Genomic DNA, 22,478 nt, shown 5'->3' with positions numbered 1-22,478 from the left:
GAGGTACAGCGACTGTGCGCGGCACATAGCTGGCAAGTGCCGTGATCACGGGTGTATTCATGGTGCGCGTGGTAGCGCGAGGTCCTCGGGCAGCAGGTCATAAATGAGCCGCCCGACGCGCGTGCCATCGACGAGATGACAGTCTCGTTGCAGTCCGATCAGACGAAAACCCAAGCGCGCGAGTAGACGTTGTGACGGAACATTGCAGTCGACAGCCCATGCTGTGATGCACCGCAGCCGATCACGGGTGAACGCTTCATGAAGGAGGTATGTCGCGGCGTTGTAAGCCATATTGACGCAGATTGGCCGCAACCGATCGCGAAGGATCCAGAATGAGCCCGTCGCGAAGCGATGCGTGACGTCACTGACGGCGACCACACCACTCGGCACTGTATAGCCAGCCGAACCGAACACGCGTATTCGATGCTGTCTGCTATGGACCATCGCTTGCACCGCCAATGCGGGCAGGGCTTGGCGGCCGAGCCCGAAGTCGAACCACCGACTGATGGTCGGCTGGGCGAGCCAGGCGACGATGTCGTCGATGTCATTCGGCCCTGGTTCGCGTAACCAGCAAGTGGAGGACGTTGCGTGCGTTACAGCGTTGTCCATTGAGGGCTGAAGCGAGCCATCCGTAGGGGCGCAGCCATTCATAAGTCGCCCCCCTCATTCGCGTCCCGCGGCTCCGAGAGCCAGCCGAGCGCTGTGTCGATCTGCAGCAGGAATTGGGCAAACCAATGGCTGGTCTGGAAGCGTGCTGCCGGCGGGAGGCCTTCAACATAACCGTGGCCGCCGCAAAGCTGCACGAATTCACGACTGACGTTGACCGACTCGGCCGCGACGTGTCGTAGTAACTGACGGACCAGCAAGACCGGCGGAGACGGGCGGGCTGCACTAACAGCTTGCAGAAAAAGATGGGTGCCATGGGCGGCGATCAGCATGTCGGATAATCGCGCCGCGATGAGTTGATGGTTTGCCAACGGCTTTCGGAACGCTTGCCGAGTCGCCGCGTAATTGAACGCGAACCGGATGCTATGTTGCATGGCGCCCGTCAAGAGCGCAGTGATATAGAGGCCGATTTCCGTCAGGTACGTTTGCGCGGGGGGAGTGATATCGCTGTCGGCTCGTGCAATCACGGCGAGCGGCGTTTCGGCCGCGGCCTCGTCAGAATGCAATTGCTCCAACACGAGGGCGCCGAGCGTGGCGATGCCTGTCGATCTCGACGATCGCTGATCATGCGGGCGCTCGGTGAGGAGGAGGTGCCGCTCGTCATCTATTCGCATGGTGAGGGTCACCGCGACGCCCAGTGGACCGAGTTGCCATATTGTTGCGTTTTCGATGCCGGGCACGGACAACGCGATCGCTGTTGTGCCGTCGAAATACGCCTGAACAGGCCGAGCCAGAACCGGACCGAGCGCATTGTGCGTACGGAGCACCATGAGCGCGGGTGCTGTCAGCGTCAACTCCAATGCACGCTCAAGCGGTCCAGCGGCGAGCGCTTCGACAACAAGTGCCAGACCGTGACGGTCGATTCCCAGGCCGCCGTGTTCCTCGGGTAGGACCATTGCTCCAAGATCAAGCGTTGCGGCTGCGAGTCTGACGGTTTCTTGCCATGCTGCTACGCTGGGTGAGTCGGTCAGCAAAGGCTCCAGTCGGTCGCGCGCGAAGCGTTGGCTCGCGATATGGAGGTTGCGTTGATCATCGGTCAGTGCCCACGGCGCCGGAGCAGGTCCCGGCGGGAAGGAATCAGGGGAGAACATCACAATCCTCCACAAAGAACGAGGGTGGTCAGACGAGCATCTCGATCGCATTCGGGTGGCCGAGAAAGTCTCCAGGGCTAGCCGAGCGTCCATACGCACCCGATTGGAAGACGACCACAAAGTCCCCAATGCGTGCCTCGGGAAGCAGCACGTCATCGGCGATCCGGTCGAGCGGCGTGCACAGGCATCCGACGATGTGGCAACGCTCCGTAGGGGCTTGTGTCTGGCGATTCCCGATCGTGACCGGAAAATTGCGACGCAGGATCTGCCCGAAGTTCCCGGATGCAGCCAGGTGGTGGTGCAGGCCGCCATCGGTGATCAGGAACGTTCGGTCTCGGGATACCTTGCGATCGATGACGCGGCACACATAGATGCCGGCTTCCCCGACCAAATATCGTCCAAGTTCCAGGGCGGTGCGTGTGTCCGGCAAACGACCGCGGAATACGTCGAGCCAATCGTGCATGGCATTGGCGACCGCAGCGAGGTCAAGTGGTGTTTCCCCCGCGAAATAGGGGATGCCGAAACCGCCTCCGAAGTTCACGTATTGCGGAGCGAGCGGCAGGCCGGCGGCCAATTTCACGACGAGATCTGCGCTTTTCCGTTGAGCCTCGATGACGGTCGGGGCGTGCAGACACTGGGATCCCCAAAAAATGTGAAAACCGGCTAACGTCACTTCTCTAGCATCGAGCTCGCGCAGTAGCTCGGGCACCTGCTCCGCATCGAGCCCAAAAGGGGTGGCACCGCCACCCATGCGCATGCCGCTGTGATCGACGTGAAAGTCCGGGTTGACTCGTATGGCGACCTTCGGCTGCACACCCAGCTCCCAGCCGAGTGCTGTCACGAGGTGCAACTGGGTGACCGATTCGAGGTGAATGTTGACACCGCTCGCGACGGCGCGACGCAAGTCGTCGCGGCTCTTGCCTGGGCCGGCGAAGCCAATCAGTTCTGCGGGCATGCCCGCATTTAGCGCAAGTGCCATCTCGTTGGCCGATGCCACGTCGAACCCGTCCATTTGTGGCGCGAGGTGATGGACGACCGCCGCCATCGGGTTGGCCTTGATCGAGTAATGTAGGTCGATACCGGCTGGCAGCGTATCGCGCAGCGTGCATACTCGCTCGTCGAGCGTTGCGCGATCATAGGCGAAGAACGGAGTGCGCCCTGCGCGATCGGCCAGACGAGTGATCTCGACGCCGCCGACGGTGAGGACGCCATCGCGCTCGCCAAACAGTCCATTCATGATTGCCTCACTTCGGCGGCGGCGTCAGGGCTCGAGAAGGCGGCGCGCAATGCGGCCCGATCGAATTTCCCGTTGGGGTTGCGTGGAACCGTCTCGCGAACCACGATGCGATGCGGCACCATGTAGCGCGGCAGATGCTCCACACACCAGACCTGAAGCGTTTGAGCATCGAAGCCCGTGGCGGCCGGCACGACCAACAAGACGATCGCTTCGCCAAGTTCATCGTCAGCGATGCCGAAGGCAACCGCTTCCGTGACAAGGCCGCTGTCATGAACGACTTCTTCGATCTCTTCAGGGCTAATGCGATAACCGGAGCTCTTGATTTGCGCGTCGTTGCGCGCGACGAAGTACAGGAATCCTTCTACATCTCTCCGTACCAGATCACCTGACCAGACCGCACGATCTCGTGGTGCGCCGCCCGGTTTCAGTTCGGGCGAAGGTCGATAGCGCTGGGCTGTGCGCGTCGCGTCGTTCCAGTAACCGAGCGTGACGCAGGCTCCGATATGGACCAGTTCTCCGGTTTCGTCGGGTCCACAAGGCGAGCCGTCATCGCGCACGACCAGAATCCGGGCATTAGGGACGGCTTTTCCGATTGAATCGGGGCGGTGGTCCACCTCTGCGGGATCGAGAAAAGTTGAACGAAATGCCTCGGTCAGGCCATACATCAAATAGGGTTTGGCCTGCGGAAACAATGCCCGGAGTTGCAGCAAGACAGGCGCCGGAAGCCTGCCGCCAGTGTTCGCGAAGTAGCGCAATGTCCGGCGTGCCGGCTCGGGCCAAGCCGCACGGACCAGTTGCATCCATAAGGGCGGCACGCCCGTGATTGCTGTAATACGTTCGCTCGCACAGGCATCGATGACGTCTTGCGGCGCAAGATAGTTGATGAGCACGGCAGTGGCCCCCACGGCCCAGCTGGATGTGAGCTGACTCAGGCCAGCATCGAAACTGAGCGGCAGGGCGGCGAGGATTCGATCGGATGAGGCGTGATTCAGATAATGGGCAACGCTCCAGGCACCCTCGAGCAGGTTGCGGTGGCTTAGCATCACCCCTTTGGGCAGTCCGGTCGAGCCTGATGTGTACAGGATGGCGGCTAGATCCGTGTCGACATTGGCCCATGCCGGTGGGTGCAGTGGCTTTTCACTATCCCATTCCGTGCGATTACCGCTTGCGGACTCGGGCCAGCTTTGAACGTGGGTTGTTGTTCGGAGATGTCGGCTTGCGGAGCCACCATCGTCCACGATGATTGTGTTGGAAACGCCGGTAAGACCATGTTCGTCGAGGACCCGGGCGCGCAGCGCACTGGTAATCAGGCAATCGGCACCGGAGTCGAGCAGGATGTGAGCGACCTGTTGGGGTTTGAGGAGCGGATTGATCGGAACGAACACGCATTGCGCTGCAGCGGCACCAAGCATCGACACGACGGTTTCGACACGTTTGTCCAGATAGATCGCAATGCGCGCGCCGGCCGTGAATCCAAGCGCGTAGAGCGCATTGCCCATGCCTCGCGCGCGGTGAATCAGGTCCTGATAGGTTACTCGGGTGGAACCGCAGACGAGAGCTTCCGCGTCTGGGGTGCGGTTTGCAGCGGCTTGCACGAGGTCGAGGACGTTTCTCATGATGGAATCCGGATCGAATGTCGAGCGTTGAAAGGAAATCGTTCAGGGGATCAATGGCGGACCACCATGGCACCGAAGCAGCCAGCGAGACCACACGAAAACAGCAGCGACCAACCACCCGGTTCCCGGTTCGAACAGGTCTGGAAGTTAATGAAGGGATCGGCGCCAAAGACGTGGCCGACTGGCGCGAAGTTAGCCGTGAAAAGCCGCTCACGAGGGATGGCTAGCATTGCCATCAGCCTGGACCAGCCCGGCAGATTGGCGTGATGAGGCAGTACATGCGTGATCTCGCGTGTCGTAATGCCTGCTTGTTGGATGGCGGCCCGCATGGTCGTGAATGCAGACCAGTAGTACCGATCGTCGGGAACCGGCTGCAGATCCTCGTCGGTGCCGCGGAAGGATCGTCCGTCTGTGTACACGTGCAGGCCCGCAATGGCGTTTCGATGACCGTCTCGTTCGAGCAATAGCGCACAGGCACCGTCGCTATGGAGGGCAAGATCCTGGATTGCTCGCAGCCGGTCGCAGTGGGATCCGATCACATCGGCACAGACCACAATCGCGTGCCGGATGGAGGGCCGTCGCATGGCGAGCGCCTGCAATACACGGATCGCGGCCATTGGCGAGACGCAGTGCTGCTGCGTGACTGAAAATGCCAGCGCGCGGTTCAGATCTGTTCGGGACTGAATCTGTTGGGCGGTACTTGCTGGTGGTGCGATAACGCTGGTCTGAATCGTGTGCGTGTACACCAACGCATCGATCGTTTCAGGCGCCGTCCTGGTGTCGCGCAGCAGGGACGATATGGCGTCGACGGCAAGCGTCACTGGGGATTCGCCGGCCGCGTCGTGGAACTGCGTTACGCCGTTTTCGATCAGTGCACGTGCACGCGTAGACGGCTGGCCACAGCGCTGCGCCCAGCGATGTGCATCCACAGTTCGATCCGGCAGACTGAATGCGATGCCAGACAGCGCAAGGGAGCTATTCTCTTGCGACGCAATCATGATCCACCTCCACGAAATTCAAGGAGAGCGCAACCGGCCTGCCCTTGGAAGCCGGCGGACCAAACGAGGGCATGTTGTCCCTCGCTAGGGTTGATCGACCGCAGCAGCGCGTCGAGCCGTGCAGGCGTGTCTGCTGCACAGAAATGGCCGGACGCGTCCATACGTATGTGGCAGACCCGTTCGGGCCGCAGTCCGCAACGTGTATTGGTTTCGTGAGCCAGTCGAGTGTCGATTGGCGCCGGAAGTACCCAGTCGACATTGGCAGGTTGCACACCTGCGCTTGCGCACGTCTCGCTAATGACGTCTGTGAGCGTCGATATGTAGACGGGTTCGCGCTCTCTTGCGAGATGTGGGATTCCGGGCGTCCGTATGGTGAGCCCGCTTACGCGCCATCCGGGGCCGGGGTGTCTCGCGATCAGTGCGGCAGCGGCCCCGTCACCCATGTCGATCAATGCACTGACCCGACGTGAGAACGGCCGGCGCCAGCGTTCCGCGGCGACAATCACGACGGTATTCAGTCTGATGTCAGCGGCCATCATCGCTACGGCAATTTCCAACGCCATCAGGAACGACACGCCTTGAAGCTGGCCGACCGCAAGCGGTGCTCGGCTTGATCCAAGTTCGCTGTGGAGACGGCAGGCACACGACAATGCCAGATCATGCTCGAAGCTCGTTGTGCATACGATGATTTGATCGAGTGTGGACGCGTCGACCTGAGACGACGAGTCAAGCAGCGTTCGCACTGTGGCAAGTGCCATGTCGGACAATGTCTGGTCGGATTCCACAGCGACCCGGTTATCAGTAGCTCGTGATGCTTGCGGCAACGGAATACCGGCCACGCCGAATGGGGCACCACTGTCGCGCCACCGCAGCGTATCGGCATACACTGCTTGCATCACGTCCTCTCGTGCGGACCCACCCGAAACCATGAATGGTTCAATATGTGCATCGGCCGGGACATCGCGCTGTGGGATATATCGTGCCGTGGCGACAATGCGCGGTTCGGTGCCAGTGAAGTTAGTCGAAGGATGCATGGGATTCGACGAACGAGACGAGATTGCCGAAGCGCAGGAACAGATCGGCGGATAGATCCTCAGGGGCCAGCGTGAAGCCGAAGCGCTGTTCGAGTTGCAGCAGCAAGTCCGTCATATTCATCGAATCCACGCCGACGTCGAAGAGGTTGGTGTCGTCTACGATGAGATCGGTGCTTAGGGTGCTGCCAAGTACCGATAGCAAGCAGGTTTTTACTGTCTCGGACACGCCAGCGGAGCTGGGGGAGGCGGGGTGGGGTGCCATGAACGATCTCCAGTGCGAATTTCGGACGGGTTCAGGATGGGGGCGCTTCTGTGGAGCGGTGCGACGCGGGGGAGGTAGCCTCCCAGGGAAGTGATGCCGAACGTAGTGCGGAGCGAGCAATCATGAGCCGTTGCAGGTCCCCGGTGCCTTCCATGATGTCGAAGGCCTTTGCATCGCGATAGCTTTGCTCAAGCGAAGGAAAGGCAGCGATACCATCAAGACCGGCGAGATCGATCGCCGCTCGGGTGACGCGGGCGGCTACTTGTGACGCATATGCCTTGGCCATTGACGCATCCATGGAATTCGCGATGTCTTGATCGGTTTTCCACGCCGCGTGTCGGCAGAGCAACTGGGCTGTAGTGATTTGCCGATCGATATCGAGCAGGGCTTCGTTCACGTCGGCCGTGCGCTGGTGTTGATTCACAGGATGTCCACCTGCTTCGAAGTAGGCCGCGAGATCGTCGCGTACTCGTCGACATGCGCCGACCATGACCGCGGACAGTAGCGGGCGGAAGTAGTCCCATGCGTGTTGTGCGCCCGAAAACGCGTCGTTTAGGGGTTTTTCGTTACCGCGTCTGAGGAGCGCGTCGTCAGGTACTTCACATTCGTTGTAAGAGAGAACTGCGAGCTGACTGGCGCGCAGCCCCACCATTTGCTCGACGCGATCGATGGAGAAGCCCGGGATATTGCGATCGACGTGGAACGCTCGAACGCCGAAGCGACCAGCGTGCCGATTGATGGTGGCGAACGTGATCACGTCGTCCGCGCGTGCGCCGTTGGTGATGAAGCACTTGGTACCGTTCAGTACCCAGCCGCGTGCCGTCTTGCGAGCGGTGGTCCGCATCGCGGTCGCATCAGAGCCGCAGTCGGGCTCCGTAATAGCAAACGCACCCCAGCGCGGTGTGTCACTGCGAAATCGTTTGAAAAAGTGGGTCTGTTGCTCGCCGCTGCCGAGTGCGAGGACGGGCGGCATTGCGAGGCCAGGGCCGGGCAGAGCGAGCGCTAGCGCCGCGTCGGCGTACCCGAGATATTCCATCAGTGTGGTGCGCGACATCAGTGATTGCACGTCCACGCAACCGCCGTATGCGGCTGGAACGAGATTCAAGTTCAGCGCAGGTACGTCCAAGGGTGCAAAAACTGCATCTGGAATCTGCCGTGTCCGGTCGGCTTCGGGGCCGTGCAAACGCATGCGTGCTGCAAGCTGATCCAGTTCCAGCCCGTCGTCCGAGAGGTTGGCCCGGATTGTCGCAAGCGTGGATTGCACCTGAGACGACTTCACCGACTCTGACATGAGGGATTTCTCCTGATGGCAACCAATATCGAGTGACCGACATCCAGGGAAGTGATGGGTACTCGGCGCATGGCATTCGGATTGCAGCGTAGGTCTTGGGCACTATCCCGGCTACTCCCAACGTTGGGAGGGAGGCTTGCATGGAGCCGGAAATCTGGCCGTGTCGGGCGCGGATGCCTGATAATGGCGCCGGGATACAGCAGCGAATGGCCAACGACGGACGTGACCGATATGGCAGGGCGAAAACCGACAACCGAAAAGAAGATGCCGCTGGCGCAGCCGGATAAACGAGGCTCGCGCGCGATCAAGCGAGGCGACCAAGTGGCCGAGCAGATCAAGCGTTGGATTAACGACGGGCAGGCGCGACCAGGGAAACGCTTGAACAAGGAGGCTGAGCTTCAGCAGATGTTCAATGTCAGCCGAGGCTCGATGCGCGACGCGCTCAAAGCCCTAGAGATACAAGGGCTCGTGAGCCTCAGTACCGGGCCGGATGGCGGGGCAACGATCACACGCGTGCCATTGGCCCGAGCATTTCAGTCGCTGCAGAACTATCTCTTTTTCGAGAGCGTCACGCTCGAAGACATTTATGTGGTGCGTCGCACGCTGGAGCCCATGGTGGCGGCGGGTGCGGTCCCCCATCTGACAGACGCGGATTTCGAGGCGCTCGAGCGCAGTGTGTCCGTTTGTGAGCCGTTCGAGACACGTCACGCCGAGGCGCTCGACCAGCGCCATGAGGATATCCATTTCCACGATGTGCTGGCTGCTGCGCATCCGAATGCGTTTCTGCGCAGCCTGTGCCAGATCATCAACCAGATGCTGCACACGCTCGTGATCGTGGCGGGAAACGTGACGCAGCAGGACTATCAGGCATTCGGGCGGCACACGGTTGCCGCGCACCGCGCGATACTGGACGCCGCGCGACGCCGGGATGCCGACGCAGTCGCGCAACTCATGACGGCGCACATGGATGAAGCGCATTCGCAGCTGCGCACAGTGCACGCTGCGCTGCAGCAGAAGCTGGTACTGGATTCCGAATTGGATCTTAGCGAACGCGGCGAGTCGTGATTGGCGGTCAATGTTGACGCTCGCTGCGATCGCCGGTTCGCAGACACGGAAATGACATCATCGGATCGCCTGGACCTACAGAGTGTGCTGTCGATTCGATAAATTTGGATGTTCGCGGACGTTGCCGTCGGTTCGGCCGGTCATCGCCACCCGCATTTCACCTCAGCTTACGTGCGCAGCGAACGAGGTGCAATCTGTTTGGCTATCTCAGGTCATTCGCGTCTCCCGCCAGGGACAGAAGCCAACAGAGCGCGCGTCATCTCAGCCAATGGCGCTCTTCCCAATGCGAGCTCGAGCACATGGCTGACCCAAAGAACCAACGCATCAGAGTGACGGCCTCCGACGATCTGTACACCAATGGGTAGTTGGTCGTCCGTTAAGCCTGCGTAAAGACTCGCCGCGGGCAAGCCGAGTTGATTACACCATGCAGTGAAATGTGGAAACAGCTCATTGCTCGACGCTACCTCGGCGAGCGGCATGGCGACACGCGGGTACACAGGGCAGATCAGGATATCGTGCCGCTCGAAAAAAGCATTGACCGCGGCACCTAGGTCGCCACGTTCGATCAGCGCGCCCAGCAATGCCTCACGCGAAACGTCATCTCCTTCACGAGCATGTGCCTGCAGTGTCGGATCCAGTTCCTCGATGTCACCGGGCAGGCCGGACGTGAGCTGTCGGCAGAACGCGCGCCATAGGGTCGCATGGACGGCGTTGCATCGATCGATGCTGGGCGGGTCGGCAGCATCAACTCGGGCACCTAATTCGCGGAGTGTGATTGCGGCACGCATCACTGCAGCGTGGATTCCAGGTTCAACCGCAATCGGCAGCCCGAGAGTTGGACTACAGGCGATACGGATGCCGTCGGGGACAGGCCGACATTGCAGACCGCGTGCGTAGTCACCACCATCGAACGGTAGGGCGTACCAGTCACGGCTGTCTGGCAGGCTGATCACGGTCAGTATGCGCGCCGCATCTTCGACGCAGCGCGTCATAGGGCCGACATGGCTGAGCAAACCGAACGGGCCGCGGGGCGCATGAGGCACGCGCCCGAAGCTGGGTTTGAACCCGAACGTTCCCGTGAATGCAGCGGGAATACGAATGGAACCACCGCCGTCGGTCCCGATTGCTGCGGAGCCCATCCCGAGCGCAACTGCTGCTGCTGCACCACCGCTGCTACCGCCGGGCGTACGCGTGAGATCCCACGGATTGCGTGTAGTACCGGTAAGGGGGCTGTCCGTGACGATCTTATGTGCAAAGTCGGGCAGCGTGGTCTTGGCAAAGCAGATTGCACCCGCTTCACGCAGTCTTGCAACGCAGGGACTGTCCGAATGAGACGCTTCCGGCGTGGTAACGCGAGAGCCGAACCGAGTTGCGACGCCTGCGATGGAAACGTTGTCCTTGATCGTGATCGGTACACCATCAAGCGGCCCCAGGGGTATGCCGTGTCGCCATCGGGCCTCGGAGGCCTCTGCCATGCTGAACGCTGTGTCGGTGATTTCGCAGACCGCATTGACCACCGGATCGAGCGACTGAATGCGATCGAGCGCGTCACGCATGACGTCGACCGGCGAGGCTTCACCGCTTTCGTAGAGGGCACTGAGCTCGTGCGTCGTTAGCTCACAAAGGTAGTTGGTCATCCCGCCTCCAATTAATTATAATAAATTAAAGATAGGCGCGGTGATGACGTGTGTCAAGGGCGCTTGAGGATGGATATGTGTAGGGTAAACACGACGATGGTGGTCGTTGACAGCCGATTTCTAGGCTCGTAGATTGGTGATAATAAATTTGCCGAAGAGGATCGCCGCCGCCGGAGGTCGGCCTGTATGTCTAGCACTTCCAACTCGCCTGGGGGAGAAGTCAGATATATCCATCGAGCGCGCGTCACCACGGCCGACAGCGCGGCGGGAGGCGAGGGTTACGGCAAGTGTTGCGACGGGGGAGTGGCTCCGCAGAGATGGGGCGCCAAAACAGAACAGATCAACGAAGACTGATGCGGTCCTCGGCGCCTTTGACTATCTGCGATAGCGGCGTGTCGAGTGCCTCAGCCAGAACGAGCAGGGCTTCGAGTCCGGCAACCGTCTCAGCGCGTTCGATGAGCGAGACGGTATTGGGATGGACGTTTGCGCGAACAGCGAGCCCGACCTGTGTCAGCTTTTTTCTTTTGCGACGGCTGCGTATCTCGTTGCCGAGCGCTTTGATGAATGATTCTGTGGTCATGCCAACTCGATTTGATTAGGCAAATCGAGTATCGGGGAGCATTCGCTCCAAAATTCACAATATATTGTGAGTTCGATATGTTTTGTCCTAAAATTCACAATATATTGTTAGTTTTTGTGGGCGATGTGGGCCAGTCGCTGGACCGATGGAGAGGGGGCAAGGGACGTCGTTCCCCCCGAGGGTGACGTGTCAAGTTGAGATGGCGCGCGCCCTTTTGATTGGTGTGAGCTTGTGAGGGATATATGATAGGAATCCTTAATATATTGAGTTACGTCTGCATCTTGATGCTGATTGCTTTGGGGCTAGCCATTGTTTTCGGCCTGATGGACATCGTGAACCTCGCACACGCGGAATGGGTGACGATCGGTGCCTACACGTTGGCCGTGGCGCAATCGTTGGGCGGGCCCCATGCGTTCTGGCTCGCGTTGTTTGTGGCGCCGGTGGTTGGTGCGGTGCTCGGGTGGTTCCTTGAGCGTCTCGTGATCCGACTGCTTTACGACCGTCCGCTCGATACATTGCTTGCGACGTACGCGATCAGCTTGATCGTCCAGAAAGCCCTCGAACTGATTTTCGGCACACATCCGATGCTGGTGTACGCGCCCTTAGATGGGGCGATTCCCGTGCCGGGGGGCAGCTATCCGGCGTATCGACTCTTCGTGATTGGCGTTGCAGCGGTGGTGACGACCGGTTGCTGGCTGCTATTTGCCTATACGCGCTTCGGAACTCAGCTGCGTGCTGTGATCCAGCACCCAGCGATGGCGGAGGCAGTCGGTATCGACACGAGGCGGCTGAACCGGCTGGCGTTCTGTGGCGGTGCCGCACTCGCATCGCTGGCGGGCGTCCTTGTCGCGCCGATGATATCGGTGGAGTCCCATCTTGGCGTCGCCTATCTGGCCAAGGCGTTCTTCGTGATTGTGTTGGGCGGTATCGGTTCGATCGCCGGCAGTCTGCTGGGCAGCGCCTTCGTCGGCACGGCTGAAACGCTGCTCAGCTATCGCGTGGATCCGTCTCTCGCCTCGGCGATCGTGCTGATTCTGTCCATCGTTCTGATCCGTTTTCGGCCGCAAGGCCTGTTGCCCGGTTTCAGCGCCGCTCATCAGCTACACGGTAAAGGTTGAATCATGCTCGAACAACTTCTTGCGAGTACGCGCCGCTGGCTGTTTCAACCAGCGATCAGTATTGAAGACATCTCTCCGATGGCAATCGGCGCCGCGATTGTTGCGGCCGCATTGATCTTGCCGTTTTGCCTGGGGAGCTATTTGCTTTCGACCGTGCGGGATGCGCTGATCATGGGGCTGCTGGCACTGAGCTACGACCTGTTGTGGGGCAGGGCTGGCGTGCTCACGCTCGGACACACGACCTTCTTCGGACTCGGCGCGTACGGTTTCGCAATCGCCACCGTGCAATTTGGACAGACGTCCGCCGTCGGCGTAATCGTGGGACTGGTCTGTGCCGTGGTCGTCGCGGCCGTGTTGGGCTATTTCCTGTTGTTCGCTGGTGTGCGGTTGCACTTTTTCGCCATTATCAGCATGGCCGTGCTGATTGTCGTCCAGCAACTGGCGACAAGCTGGCAGTCGGTCACGGGCGGTGACACGGGCCTCCTCGGCATTCCGGGGTTGTCCTTCTCACTGGTCGGGCACACGCTCGATTTGAACGGAGCGAGCGGGTCCTGGTACACGGTCGTGACCGTGCTTGCCGTACTGCTCGTCGCGACCTGGCTCGTATGCCGCAGCCAGTACGGCAAAGTCCTGACCGCGATCGCGACGAACGAATGGCGCGCAAAGGCGTGCGGCTATCACACGTCCGGGCACCTTTTGCTGGTGTTCATCGCATCGGCCGGACTTGCCGCTATCGCAGGAACGTTGATGGCTGCCTGTTCGGGGGTAGTGGCGCCCGATGTGTTCTCGCCGGTGCTGGCCACCGAAGTCATTCTATGGGTGGCGATCGGCGGTAAAGGCACGCTCGGTGGTCCGGTGCTCGCCGCCGTCGGGTTGACGCTGCTTAAGCAAACGGTATCGAGCGCAACTACTGACGGATGGCCGCTGCTGCTCGGCGCATTGTTCCTCTGCTGCGTGCTGTTCCTGCCCAACGGCGTACAGCTCGGTGGCTTGATCGCTTGGGCACGTCGGATCGACCGAATTCGACGGGGACGTAGCCCCTTACATCGTGCCGAACGCGTGGAAGGAGGCCGGTAATGGATATGCCGCTGATAAAGGGTGAAGGGTTGCAGCGCGCGTTCGGTGGCATTCATGCGGTCGACAACGTCGATGTGTCGATTGGCTCACGCGATCTGCTGTGCGTGATTGGCCCGAACGGCGCCGGCAAGAGCACTTTGGTCGGGCTGTTGTCCGGTGCGATCGCGCCGGGGGCCGGAGAGTTGTACCTCGCCGGTGAGCGCATGACGGGTCGGCCGATGCACCGATTCTGCCGACGCGGCGTGGTTCGCAAGTTCCAAGGCACGAACACATTTCTATCAATGAGCGTGCGCGAGAACCTCGTCGTCGCGGGCCTCGGTGTTGCCTCGTACCGGGACACGCCGATGCCGGACCCGGACGCCATTCTGGACGAGATAGGACTGTCGGACCAGGCCAACTTATGTGCGATGACCCTGCCGCATGGTGAGCGCCAGTGGCTGGAGATCGGAATGGCGATGATGTGCCAACCCGCGTTGCTCTTGCTCGATGAGCCGGCTGCCGGCCTGTCGGTCGCCGATGCGCAGCGGCTTGTAGGCCTGATTCACAGTCTGCGCGAGCGCTGCGCGGTACTCGCGATCGAGCACGACCTGAGCTTTGTCGAGGCGCTACGGTGCGAGACCTGGGTTATGCACCGCGGCCAGATCGTTCGACGAGGCTCCTATGCGGACATCGCGCGCGATGAAGAAATCCGGCGCATCTATCTCGGTCAGGGAGCGGGTCATGCTACACATTGAGAATCTGTCTGCCGGATATGGCGACGTTGCAGTGCTGCATCAACTCAACCTCGACGTCGGGCCAAACGAAGTTGTTGGCGTGCTCGGCTGTAATGGCGTGGGCAAGACGACCTTGGTCAAAGCGATCATGGGCTTGCTGCCACGCGTGACAGGCGACGTGCGGTTTCAGGGGCAATCCATCAGCGGCTTGCGCACCCATGCGATCGCCCGACGCGGCATCGGATTGGTTCCTCAGGGGCGCTGGATTTTTCCCAAGTTGACCGTGCGCGAGAACCTCATGATGGGCACGCAGGCTGCGGGTGGCGGTGCGATTCTCGACGAGGTCTTCGAATATTTCCCCATTCTCAAGTCGCGACTCTCGCAGCACGGCGGCACGCTGTCAGGCGGTGAGCAACAGGTGCTCGCGATTGCCCGCGCGCTGTGCGGTCGGCCGAGACTGCTGTTGCTGGACGAACCGTCCGACGGTGTGCAGCCGAATCTGGTCGAGCTGATCGGCGAGGTCATCCCAACGTTGTGCCGCCGATCGCAGCTCGCCGTGCTCCTGGTCGAGCAGAACCTCGATCTCGTGCTGCGCAGCGCGCAGCGCTGCATCGTGCTCAAGAACGGGCGAGTTGCCCATGTCGGTCGCATCGAGCCACGAAGCGGTGCCGCGGGGGCTCATCCGTTGGCGCAATACCTGTCGCCGGCCGCCGAGTCTGACACACCTTCAATCTCTTCACCACATTCGACACATTCCAACCTGAACTGCACCCAATGAAGAACATGATGAACCGCCGTGCCTTTACCCGAACCGCCTTATTCAGTGCCGTCGGCGCACTCACCACTTCTGCAATGCCATCGTTGGTACGGGCCACTACGCCGCTCAAGATTGGCTTGCTTGCACCGCTGAGCGGTCCGCTCACCCGTGTGGGTGAGACCAACCGCAACTGCGCGCAGTTGGCCGTCGACGAAATCAACGCCGCCGGTGGCTTGCTGGGGCGTCCGTTGCAACTGAGCGTCGAGGATACCCAGATGTCCACTGCTGTGACGCTGCAGAAGGCTCGGCAACTGTTGATGCGCGATGAGGTCGCGGTCCTGACCGGCATGGTGCTACCGTCGGAGCGCGAAGCAGCGATGCAGGCCGCCAAGTCCGCTGGGCGGCTCGTGATCTACCCGAACTTCGACGAGGGGCGCTGCGATCCGAATCTGTTCACTACAGGCCTGACTGTCAACCAGCGTGTCGACCCACTGATCGATTGGCTGATGCGCAAGGGTGGTCGCACGGTGTGCGCGGTGGTCTCGGACATCGGTAGCAACCGCAAGGTGCTGGTGCCCAGACTGCAGGAAGCGGTGAAGCGTTACGGCGGGCAGCTTCTCAACGTGTATTGGTTGCCATTCGGCACACGCGATTATGGTGCGGTGCTGCAGCAGATCGCAAGCCAGCGCCCACAAATCGTCTGGCACAGCATCGGCGACGACCCGGTCACCTTCGTCAAACAGTACCGCTCGTTCGGCATGAAATCGCAACTAGTAACTGACATTGCGCACGAGTCGCTGTCGATCGCAACCACCGGCGCGTCGACCGGGATCGTTGGCGTGTCCTCGTATTTCATGAGCGTCGACAACCCAGAGAACCGGGACTTTCTCGCGCGCTACACGGCGCATGAAGCTGGGCCCCACGACCCGCGGTTAGGGCAGTTGGCCGTGGTCCTACCGCATGGCGAGTGCACGTATGCCGGACTTCGCCTGTTTGCAGCGGCCGTCAAGGCGGCAGGCAGCGTCGACGTTGCCCGCGTGAAAGCCGCGCTGCCGGGTGTTTCGTTGAACCTGCCGCGTGGCAAGGCGGGCGTGAGCCAGGACGGCGACCATGTGTTGTGCCAAACCCGTATCGGCAGGGCACTGTCGGACAATAGTTTCGTGGTGTTGGACTCGGCCGGACCGATTCCACCGCAGTGCGAGGGATAGGCATGAGGTAGTCAAACGCGTTCGAATTTCTCTCATTTATTAAGGATTGCATATGAATTACGTATTGGGAATGAACGTCGAGCAGCTAATGGTCGGCTACCGACGCCGCTCGTTCTCGCCCGTCGAGGTTATTTGCGCGGTTCTGGACCGGGTCGCACTCTTCAATCCCCTTGTCAACGGCGTGTGCAGCCTCGATGAGGACGGCGTGCTGGCCGCCGCACGCGAGTCGGAGCAACGCTGGATGCGTGGGGAGCCATGTGGATTGCTGGATGGCGTACCGGTCTCGGTCAAGGACCTCGTCGCCGTGCGCGGATTGCCTACCCGATACGGATCGCTCACGTCACCCAGCGCGCCGGAGGCCGATGACGCACCCGCGGTAGCGCGACTGCGACAGGCAGGCGCGCTGCTATTCGGCAAGACCACGACCTCGGAATTTGGCAACAAGATCGTCACGGACAGCCCGCTCACCGGCATTACCCGTAACCCGTGGGACCAGCGTCTCACGTCCGGCGGGAGCAGCGGCGGATCAGCTGTAGCAGTTGCGCTCGGCATGGGACCGTTGTCGCTGGCTACCGACGGCGGCGGCTCAATCCGCGTCCCAGCCTGCTGGAGCGGGGTGGTCGGGATGAAGCCGTCGTTCAACCGGGTGCCAGCCGGCGCGGCGGTGAGTTGGACGAACCTATCGACGCTTGGACCGATCGCCCGCTGCGTAAGCGACGCGGCGCTGATGCTGACCGTGATGGCGCGCCAGAGCGATGCGCGAAGACTGGATGCAGCTTGTCCCGATCTGCGTATCGGTCTGGATGATGGCATCGCCGGGTTGCGCATTGCCTATTGCCCGGCCCCTGCGGGGGTACAGGTCGAACCCGACATCACCTCGAGCGTCCGTCAGGCGATGGGCCTGTTCGAGGCGCTCGGGGCACATGTCGAGGAAACGGCTGTGAAGCCGCTTGACGGCTATCTGGAGAGCCGCATGCACGCAATCCAATGGGCCGTCTTCTTTGCACAAAGGGCTCGGCAGCTTCCTCCCTCGGCGCGGCCGCAGCTCGATCCGGATGTGTGTGCGCTGGCCGAAGCGGGCGATAGCGTCCCCACTTCGACCTTCGTCGATGCGCTTCAGGCGCGCCACGCGCTCACGGTCGCGATGGCCGCGTTCTTTGAAAACTATGACCTACTGCTCACGCCGACATTCCATTGTGCCCCGCCACTCGCGCAGGGACGGCCCGTGCACTCGCGCATGGCACCGCCGTTGACGTCGTGGTGCAACCAGACTGGGTTGCCGGCAGCGAGCGTGCCGTGTGGTTTGCCTGGTGGGTTACCGACGGGCCTACAGATCATCGGACCACCGGGAGGCGATGCGCTGGTGCTGCGCACGGCACGGGCGTATGAGTGCGCACGTGGTCCGTTTCCGGCTCCGCCAGAGGCGATCCGGGATCGGATCGAGGACATGGAGGTGCGCACGTGAGTCCGCCTATTGCCAAGATCCTGGTTCATCTGGCCGAGCGACGTACAGAACTACACGTACCGGTTGACCCGCCGCATCGACAAGTCGTCGTGGCGGCGGTCCTGCGGTTCGACGGCTGGCGAGCGGATGAGCCGCTTGCGACGCTTGAGTCGCTCTATGAATTGGGCGCTGAGCTCGGCACGCTGCTCACAGGCCGCGCGCGATGGGCGCTGGATGTCCCGCCGTCGGCAATTCAGGCCTACGGCAAGGCAGCGCTTGTGGGCAGCGAGGTACCGCTCGAATGTGCGGCGGCGATCTTGCATCCCCGCATGGGCAAGGCCATGCGCGAGAGCTTGCCCGGCGCCACGTCGTTGATCCCGTCAGTCACCAAGCGCGGTGCGCCAGGGACCTGTGTGGACGTTCCGCTGCACGGCAGCACCGATATGTGGAGCTTTGACCACTTCGACACGGTCTCGCTGACGCTCGCCGATGCACCAGCGCCGAACGAGATCGTGGTGGCGATCGCGCTGGCCGACAGCGGTAGACCGCTCGCGCGTGTGCGACCGGACTGAACAGTGTCGATGCCAATACGGCACGACACGAACAAACAATCAAAATGAGGAAGGAGACATCATGCAGATAAGAAGACTTCGGGGAAGCGCGGGTAAGTTGGCTGTAATGTTGGGCGTGTGCACATGTGCCGGGATCGCGCATGCGCAATCATCGGTCTCGCTGTATGGGCTCGCGGACGCATTCGTTGGCGAAGTGCATCCCGCCGGTGCAACCGGCAATGCGTGGCAAGTCGGCTCTGGCGGGATGACGACTTCGTATTGGGGGATGTCCGGTACGGAAGATCTCGGCGGAGGTATGAAGGCCATCTTCACGCTCGAGAGCTTTTATCGCATCAACGGCGGCCAGGTCGGCTCGTTTCCTGGACAGTCATTTTTTGGGCGAAATGCCTTCGTTGGTCTGAGCGGGAATTTCGGAGCGTTGACGCTGGGGCGCAATACCGCGCCACTGTTCGTGTCGACGCTGCTGTTCAATCCATTCGGCAATTCGTTCGTCTTCTCGCCGATTGTCGTACATAGTTTTCTTGGCTCGGCCCTGGGTGCTGCGTCACTCCAGAGCGACACGGCGATCGATAATTCGCTCCTTTATCAGACCCCTGAGGTTGCCGGTTTGTCCGGAAGCCTGCTGTACAGCAATGCCGGCGTTGCCGGCCATGCCGGGCAAGCCAACTACAGCGCGAACGTGTTGTACTTCGCCGGTCCATTTTCCGCGACGGCCGCCGTGCAGAGTTTGCATACGGCATCGCTGTTTCTCAACGGCGCCACCGCGCAGACCGCATGGATGGTCGGTAGCGCGTATCGGTTGCGTGTGGTCAAGCTGTTCGCCCAGTACGAGCGCGTGGACAACAACAATCACGTCACGGACGATACGGTGCAGTTGGGGGCAAGCGTTCGGATAGGGTTAGGAAGCGTACTGATGTCGTGGGCCGGAACGCGGCGGCGACCGTCGGTAGGCGATCATATCCGTTGGTCGACGGTCGCGCTGGGTTATGACTACCCGTTGTCGAAGCGGACCGATGTGTATGCAGCTTGGCGTTATGACACGATCACAGGTGTGTCGACTGGCAACAGCGTGGGTGCCGGGATGCGGGTCAAGTTCTGAGCAGCACTGAACCGTCAGAGCCGAACATCGCCGGAGTGGGTATCCGGCTTTCAGCCTACCGCTCGCTGGAGTTCGAGACGGCAGCTTGAGGTCGGACGGAATTCGTGGAGGCCAACGGGTTAAGCAGCGATCTGATTCAGATAGAAACGCTGCGTGAACGCGACAGGCGATTGGTAGTTCAGACGCGCCTGCGTGCGCTGCCGGTTGTAGAAGATTTCGATGTATTCGCTGATCGCCCGGCGTGCCTGCTCGCGCGTGGCGAAGCGTTGATGATAGACCAGTTCATTCTTCAGCGTTCCCCAGAAGGATTCGATCGGGGCGTTGTCGTAACAGTTGCCACGGCGGCTCATCGACGCTCGCATGTCAAATTGGCTGATGAGTGCTTGATAGGCCAGCGCACAATATTGCGACCCGCGATCGCTATGGTGAATCAGGCCCGCCGGAGGCCGTCGGGTCACGGCAGCGCGAAACAGCGCCTGCATCACCAGATTTTTCGTCATCCGTTCGCTCATCGCATAGCCAACGATTTCGCCACTGTACAGATCCTTCAGGCCAGCGAGGTACAGCCAGCCCTCGTCGGTCGCGATATAGGTGATGTCACCGCACCAGGCTTGATTGGGTGCCGTCACCGAGAAATCCTGGTTCAGCAGATTCGGCGCGACAGGCAGGTCGTGCTTCGAATTCGTCGTCGCCTTGAACCGACGTTTCTGCTTGCAGCGCAGTCCCAGTTTTCTGCGCAGCCGTCTGATCCGGTGCACGCCGATTCGCACGCCACGTTCCTCGAGATGTTGCTGCAGGCGCTCGGGTCCGAAACTTTCCCGGGTTCGCTGATGGGCCGCGAGCACCTCCGCTTCCAGGCGAGGTTCCTGCCGAGTTCTTGCGGACGGCTTGCGCTTGCGCCACGCATAGTAGCCACTTACCGATACGCTCAGCACGCGGCACATCGGCGGCACAGGGTAGTCCTGTCGCATTTGTTCAATCATGCCGTACTTCACCGCGACTCCTTCGCGAAGTACGTCGCGAACTTTTTTAGGAGATCGCGCTCCATTTTGACCTCGGCCAGCTCCCGTTTGACCTGCGCCAGCTCGGCCTCCATCTCCGGCAGTGGCTTCTGGTGCCGACCGACATCTTGCAGCTTGCCGGCCCTCGCCGCACGCACCCAGTTTGCCAGCGTCTTCATCGGGATCGATAACCGCCGCGAAGCTTCCGATACCCCGACACCTTCCGTCAACGCAAGCTTGACCGCTTCGTCGCGAAGCTCCTTCGTATAGACCGCCCTTGGAATTCGATTCATTCATGCCTCCGTTTCTCGATTTTACGAAACGTTGGCTTCCATTTTTTCCGACCGGCCTCAGCTTGCGTTCGGCTTGATGTGAGGCTCGCGGTATCATGTCTCAACATCATTATGAACACTTCATGGCTCATGGTTTTGCCGAAAGTCCGACGCTCGGGTCGCAAGCCGCTTATGAAAGGCGATCTCCTGCCATTGCCGACCGCGAAGGTCCGTGCGCTGTCCCTCGAAAATCATATGGCGCTGGCCGCGGTGCGGGCCGGACATGGAGGAGAAGAGCAAATCAGTTGTCTGCTCCGGGTCGTCTATCTCGCGTTTTATATGCGCAGCGAGACCGGACCGGGCGCGGATTTGAGTATGTATCGGCAAGCCGAGGCCGCTTTGGATGCATGCATTGCTCGTGCGGAGCAGGGTGCAGCTTGGCTGTTGCTCGATCGCGAGCAGTCCACGATCGAGCAGATATTGGTTGTTCATGACGAACAGTTGGCGGCCGTGCCGATGCACAGGTACTGCGCTGCCTGGGAAAAGCTCCAACGACTGATGACGGGGCAACTCGCGTCACCCATTACGGCGTCGAGCGCGGCGTCGTGAGACCGACAAGTCTCGCGTAGAGCACCCGGAGATCACCTTTCCCGCCTATGGGGAGTTTGCGAAGTAGGCCGCCGCGTGGACGTTGCATCAACGCACGATGACCTCGCACCGCGCCTCGGTCATACCATCCGCGATTTCCGCCGGGATTCCGCGCTGAACCGACGGGATGTCCCGTCGATACGACGGGTTTGGACCATCGTCATCTTCGCTGCTTGAATGCTCTTCACTTCCGGCCACGTTTGTGCCGAATATGGAGGGCGAATCATGTCTTGGAATGATGACGGAACGCGGACAATCTTGCGCCGACGACAGGTCGAGCAGTGCACGGGTCTATCGAGGTCGACGATCTACAAGCGCATGCAAGACGGAACTTTTCCCCGCGCGATCGCGCTTGGCGGGCGAATGGTAGGGTGGCGGGCGGCCGATATCGAACAGTTCTTGGCAGATCCTGCACGATATCGAGCGTCGCAGGCGTGCGAACCTGAAGAGCAGGGCGGCAGCGATGGAAAACGATAAGCCGCCGCCGTCGCTTGATGAGCGTCTTCGCAACTGGGGGCAGTCGAATCGTGGTGCTCATGACCCCGTTGATGCCGAGTATGTGACCCGAGCGTGGCGAACGCTGACGCCTCGAAATCGGAACCTGCTGCGAATGGTCTATCTCTGGCATGCGAGTCGGGAAGTCGTGTGTCGAAGGCTAAAGATTCCCCGCCATCCGCATCAGCATTTCGATCTGGAGCTCCATGCGGCACGGTCTGCGCTTGCCCACGCCCTTGCCGAAGCCGAGACCCGAGTGTGATGTTCGCGGGATGAATGCGGAGGCGATTCCCGGAATGTCCGCGCTGGTGAAACATGAATCGCAGTTGCTTCGCGTCGGTGTGTCGTGGAAATATCCCGTTCACCCCGAGCAAAAAAATAAATTTAGGAATAGCCGGGAACTTCACGGTACGACAGGGCTATCGTGTCATCTCGTCGACGCATGTCGGCTCTTGAATCGGCTTGCCGGCTGGCCTACAGTGAAGCCAACAATCTGATCCGGTCAACGTGCGCAGCACGACCGAGTACGCGTTAGCGGCCCCGCAGCATTGATGTCTGTGTGATGGCGTGATGTGCCGTAGCGCTCGTGAGAAAGCC

22 protein-coding genes are annotated in these 22,478 nt (G+C 60.8%); 11 read left to right on the top strand and 11 right to left on the bottom strand.

Features of this window, described 5'->3' with window-relative positions; genetic code table 11:
• Positions 1–57: 57 nt before the first annotated feature.
• Genes DIE12_RS10240 through DIE12_RS10205 form a run of 8 tightly spaced genes read right to left on the bottom strand, consistent with a single transcriptional unit; the run spans position 58 to position 8,195 of the window.
• A complete protein-coding gene (locus DIE12_RS10240; protein ID WP_260429008.1) occupies positions 58–609 on the bottom strand; it encodes a GNAT family N-acetyltransferase in 552 nt (183 codons plus the stop codon).
• 38 nt (positions 610–647) lie between these two features.
• Complete coding sequence (locus DIE12_RS10235; RefSeq protein ID WP_124551187.1) at positions 648–1,757, bottom strand: acyl-CoA dehydrogenase family protein; 1,110 nt, start codon at positions 1,755–1,757, stop codon at positions 648–650.
• A 28-nt stretch (positions 1,758–1,785) separates the two neighbouring features.
• Positions 1,786–2,994 carry a pyridoxal-dependent decarboxylase, exosortase A system-associated gene (locus tag DIE12_RS10230; protein WP_124551186.1) on the bottom strand — a complete coding sequence of 403 codons (1,209 nt, stop codon included), beginning with the start codon at positions 2,992–2,994 and terminating at the stop codon, positions 1,786–1,788.
• Complete coding sequence (locus DIE12_RS10225) at positions 2,991–4,610, bottom strand: acyl-CoA ligase (AMP-forming), exosortase A system-associated (protein ID WP_124551185.1); 1,620 nt, start codon at positions 4,608–4,610, stop codon at positions 2,991–2,993. Before DIE12_RS10225 ends, DIE12_RS10230 begins: the two co-directional genes overlap by 4 nt.
• Positions 4,611–4,660: 50 nt before the next feature.
• Positions 4,661–5,608, bottom strand: a complete 948-nt coding sequence (locus tag DIE12_RS10220; RefSeq protein WP_124551184.1) for a 3-oxoacyl-[acyl-carrier-protein] synthase III C-terminal domain-containing protein — start codon at positions 5,606–5,608, stop codon at positions 4,661–4,663.
• Positions 5,605–6,642 (bottom strand): 3-oxoacyl-[acyl-carrier-protein] synthase III C-terminal domain-containing protein, encoded by a 1,038-nt coding sequence (locus DIE12_RS10215; RefSeq protein WP_124551183.1) that lies wholly within the window; start codon positions 6,640–6,642, stop codon positions 5,605–5,607. The genes DIE12_RS10220 and DIE12_RS10215 overlap by 4 nt, the downstream gene beginning before the upstream one ends.
• Positions 6,626–6,904, bottom strand: a complete 279-nt coding sequence (locus DIE12_RS10210; RefSeq protein ID WP_124551182.1) for an acyl carrier protein — start codon at positions 6,902–6,904, stop codon at positions 6,626–6,628. Before DIE12_RS10210 ends, DIE12_RS10215 begins: the two co-directional genes overlap by 17 nt.
• A 31-nt stretch (positions 6,905–6,935) precedes the next feature.
• Positions 6,936–8,195: an acyl-CoA dehydrogenase family protein gene (locus DIE12_RS10205; protein WP_124551181.1), complete on the bottom strand. Its 1,260-nt coding sequence runs from the start codon at positions 8,193–8,195 to the stop codon at positions 6,936–6,938.
• 231 nt (positions 8,196–8,426) lie between these two features.
• Here DIE12_RS10205 and DIE12_RS10200 point away from each other — a divergent pair, with 231 nt between their 5' ends.
• Complete coding sequence (locus tag DIE12_RS10200) at positions 8,427–9,260, top strand: FadR/GntR family transcriptional regulator (RefSeq protein WP_124551199.1); 834 nt, start codon at positions 8,427–8,429, stop codon at positions 9,258–9,260.
• Between the two features lie 212 nt (positions 9,261–9,472).
• On the opposite strand, the gene DIE12_RS10195 is transcribed toward DIE12_RS10200, so the two are convergent.
• Both DIE12_RS10195 and DIE12_RS10190 read right to left on the bottom strand, forming a co-directional pair.
• Positions 9,473–10,897, bottom strand: a complete 1,425-nt coding sequence (locus DIE12_RS10195) for an amidase family protein (protein ID WP_124551180.1) — start codon at positions 10,895–10,897, stop codon at positions 9,473–9,475.
• 340 nt (positions 10,898–11,237) lie between these two features.
• On the bottom strand, positions 11,238–11,477 hold the full coding sequence (locus tag DIE12_RS10190; protein WP_124551179.1) for a helix-turn-helix domain-containing protein: 240 nt from the start codon (positions 11,475–11,477) through the stop codon (positions 11,238–11,240).
• 242 nt (positions 11,478–11,719) lie between these two features.
• On the opposite strand from DIE12_RS10190, the gene DIE12_RS10185 reads away from it, so the two are divergent.
• From DIE12_RS10185 to DIE12_RS10150, 8 genes are all read left to right on the top strand, one after another.
• A complete protein-coding gene (locus DIE12_RS10185) occupies positions 11,720–12,595 on the top strand; it encodes a branched-chain amino acid ABC transporter permease (RefSeq protein ID WP_124551178.1) in 876 nt (291 codons plus the stop codon).
• Positions 12,596–12,598: 3 nt separating this feature from the next.
• A complete protein-coding gene (locus tag DIE12_RS10180) occupies positions 12,599–13,672 on the top strand; it encodes a branched-chain amino acid ABC transporter permease (RefSeq protein WP_124551177.1) in 1,074 nt (357 codons plus the stop codon).
• Positions 13,672–14,406, top strand: coding sequence for an ABC transporter ATP-binding protein (locus tag DIE12_RS10175; RefSeq protein WP_124551176.1), 735 nt, complete (start codon positions 13,672–13,674; stop codon positions 14,404–14,406). Before DIE12_RS10180 ends, DIE12_RS10175 begins: the two co-directional genes overlap by 1 nt.
• A complete protein-coding gene (locus DIE12_RS10170) occupies positions 14,393–15,163 on the top strand; it encodes an ABC transporter ATP-binding protein (RefSeq protein WP_124551175.1) in 771 nt (256 codons plus the stop codon). The genes DIE12_RS10175 and DIE12_RS10170 overlap by 14 nt, the downstream gene beginning before the upstream one ends.
• Before the next feature lie 8 nt (positions 15,164–15,171).
• The gene (locus DIE12_RS10165) at positions 15,172–16,350 is read left to right on the top strand and encodes an ABC transporter substrate-binding protein (RefSeq protein ID WP_124551198.1); all 1,179 of its coding nucleotides are present in this window, start codon (positions 15,172–15,174) and stop codon (positions 16,348–16,350) included.
• A 52-nt stretch (positions 16,351–16,402) separates the two neighbouring features.
• Complete coding sequence (locus tag DIE12_RS10160; RefSeq protein ID WP_124551174.1) at positions 16,403–17,815, top strand: amidase family protein; 1,413 nt, start codon at positions 16,403–16,405, stop codon at positions 17,813–17,815.
• Positions 17,812–18,366, top strand: a complete 555-nt coding sequence (locus tag DIE12_RS10155; protein WP_124551173.1) for an amino acid synthesis family protein — start codon at positions 17,812–17,814, stop codon at positions 18,364–18,366. The genes DIE12_RS10160 and DIE12_RS10155 overlap by 4 nt, the downstream gene beginning before the upstream one ends.
• 106 nt (positions 18,367–18,472) lie before the next feature.
• On the top strand, positions 18,473–19,465 hold the full coding sequence (locus DIE12_RS10150) for a porin (RefSeq protein WP_409364550.1): 993 nt from the start codon (positions 18,473–18,475) through the stop codon (positions 19,463–19,465).
• A 119-nt stretch (positions 19,466–19,584) separates the two neighbouring features.
• Here DIE12_RS10150 and DIE12_RS10145 read toward each other — a convergent pair.
• Positions 19,585–20,759 (bottom strand): IS3 family transposase gene (locus tag DIE12_RS10145; RefSeq protein ID WP_124551171.1). Its coding sequence is split into 2 segments (ribosomal slippage): positions 19,585–20,498 and positions 20,498–20,759, totalling 1,176 coding nucleotides; the frame shifts between segments, so codons are not numbered across the junction.
• Positions 20,760–20,930: 171 nt separating this feature from the next.
• Here DIE12_RS10145 and DIE12_RS10140 point away from each other — a divergent pair.
• Entirely contained in the window at positions 20,931–21,347 is a 417-nt protein-coding gene (locus DIE12_RS10140) for a hypothetical protein (RefSeq protein WP_260429007.1), read from the top strand.
• 216 nt (positions 21,348–21,563) lie between these two features.
• Positions 21,564–21,863 (top strand): helix-turn-helix transcriptional regulator, encoded by a 300-nt coding sequence (locus tag DIE12_RS10135; protein WP_409364549.1) that lies wholly within the window; start codon positions 21,564–21,566, stop codon positions 21,861–21,863.
• The last annotated feature ends 615 nt before the right edge of the window (positions 21,864–22,478 follow it).

It is taken from the genome of Burkholderia sp. Bp9015 (assembly GCF_003853505.1).
In the GTDB taxonomy this organism is placed as follows: Bacteria; Pseudomonadota; Gammaproteobacteria; order Burkholderiales; family Burkholderiaceae; genus Burkholderia.
The sequence above is the reverse complement of the archived record's forward strand: the minus strand, read 5'-3'. Positions and strand labels throughout refer to the sequence as shown.

Excerpts from the sequence above, each read along its gene's own strand:
- DIE12_RS10220 (WP_124551184.1), bottom strand. The coding sequence starts at position 5,608 with ATGATTGCGTCGCAAGAGAATAGCTCCCTTGCGCTGTCTGGCATCGCA.
- DIE12_RS10185 (WP_124551178.1), top strand. The coding sequence starts at position 11,720 with ATGATAGGAATCCTTAATATATTGAGTTACGTCTGCATCTTGATGCTG.
- DIE12_RS10135 (WP_409364549.1), top strand. The coding sequence starts at position 21,564 with ATGCTCTTCACTTCCGGCCACGTTTGTGCCGAATATGGAGGGCGAATC.
- DIE12_RS10150 (WP_409364550.1), top strand. The coding sequence starts at position 18,473 with ATGTTGGGCGTGTGCACATGTGCCGGGATCGCGCATGCGCAATCATCG.
- DIE12_RS10190 (WP_124551179.1), bottom strand. The coding sequence starts at position 11,477 with ATGACCACAGAATCATTCATCAAAGCGCTCGGCAACGAGATACGCAGC.
- DIE12_RS10210 (WP_124551182.1), bottom strand. The coding sequence starts at position 6,904 with ATGGCACCCCACCCCGCCTCCCCCAGCTCCGCTGGCGTGTCCGAGACA.
- DIE12_RS10200 (WP_124551199.1), top strand. The coding sequence starts at position 8,427 with ATGGCAGGGCGAAAACCGACAACCGAAAAGAAGATGCCGCTGGCGCAG.
- DIE12_RS10205 (WP_124551181.1), bottom strand. The coding sequence starts at position 8,195 with ATGTCAGAGTCGGTGAAGTCGTCTCAGGTGCAATCCACGCTTGCGACA.
- DIE12_RS10225 (WP_124551185.1), bottom strand. The coding sequence starts at position 4,610 with ATGAGAAACGTCCTCGACCTCGTGCAAGCCGCTGCAAACCGCACCCCA.
- DIE12_RS10235 (WP_124551187.1), bottom strand. The coding sequence starts at position 1,757 with ATGTTCTCCCCTGATTCCTTCCCGCCGGGACCTGCTCCGGCGCCGTGG.
- DIE12_RS10170 (WP_124551175.1), top strand. The coding sequence starts at position 14,393 with ATGCTACACATTGAGAATCTGTCTGCCGGATATGGCGACGTTGCAGTG.
- DIE12_RS10180 (WP_124551177.1), top strand. The coding sequence starts at position 12,599 with ATGCTCGAACAACTTCTTGCGAGTACGCGCCGCTGGCTGTTTCAACCA.
- DIE12_RS10240 (WP_260429008.1), bottom strand. The coding sequence starts at position 609 with ATGGACAACGCTGTAACGCACGCAACGTCCTCCACTTGCTGGTTACGC.
- DIE12_RS10195 (WP_124551180.1), bottom strand. The coding sequence starts at position 10,897 with ATGACCAACTACCTTTGTGAGCTAACGACGCACGAGCTCAGTGCCCTC.
- DIE12_RS10175 (WP_124551176.1), top strand. The coding sequence starts at position 13,672 with ATGGATATGCCGCTGATAAAGGGTGAAGGGTTGCAGCGCGCGTTCGGT.
- DIE12_RS10160 (WP_124551174.1), top strand. The coding sequence starts at position 16,403 with ATGAATTACGTATTGGGAATGAACGTCGAGCAGCTAATGGTCGGCTAC.
- DIE12_RS10230 (WP_124551186.1), bottom strand. The coding sequence starts at position 2,994 with ATGAATGGACTGTTTGGCGAGCGCGATGGCGTCCTCACCGTCGGCGGC.
- DIE12_RS10140 (WP_260429007.1), top strand. The coding sequence starts at position 20,931 with ATGAAAGGCGATCTCCTGCCATTGCCGACCGCGAAGGTCCGTGCGCTG.
- DIE12_RS10165 (WP_124551198.1), top strand. The coding sequence starts at position 15,172 with ATGAACCGCCGTGCCTTTACCCGAACCGCCTTATTCAGTGCCGTCGGC.
- DIE12_RS10215 (WP_124551183.1), bottom strand. The coding sequence starts at position 6,642 with ATGCATCCTTCGACTAACTTCACTGGCACCGAACCGCGCATTGTCGCC.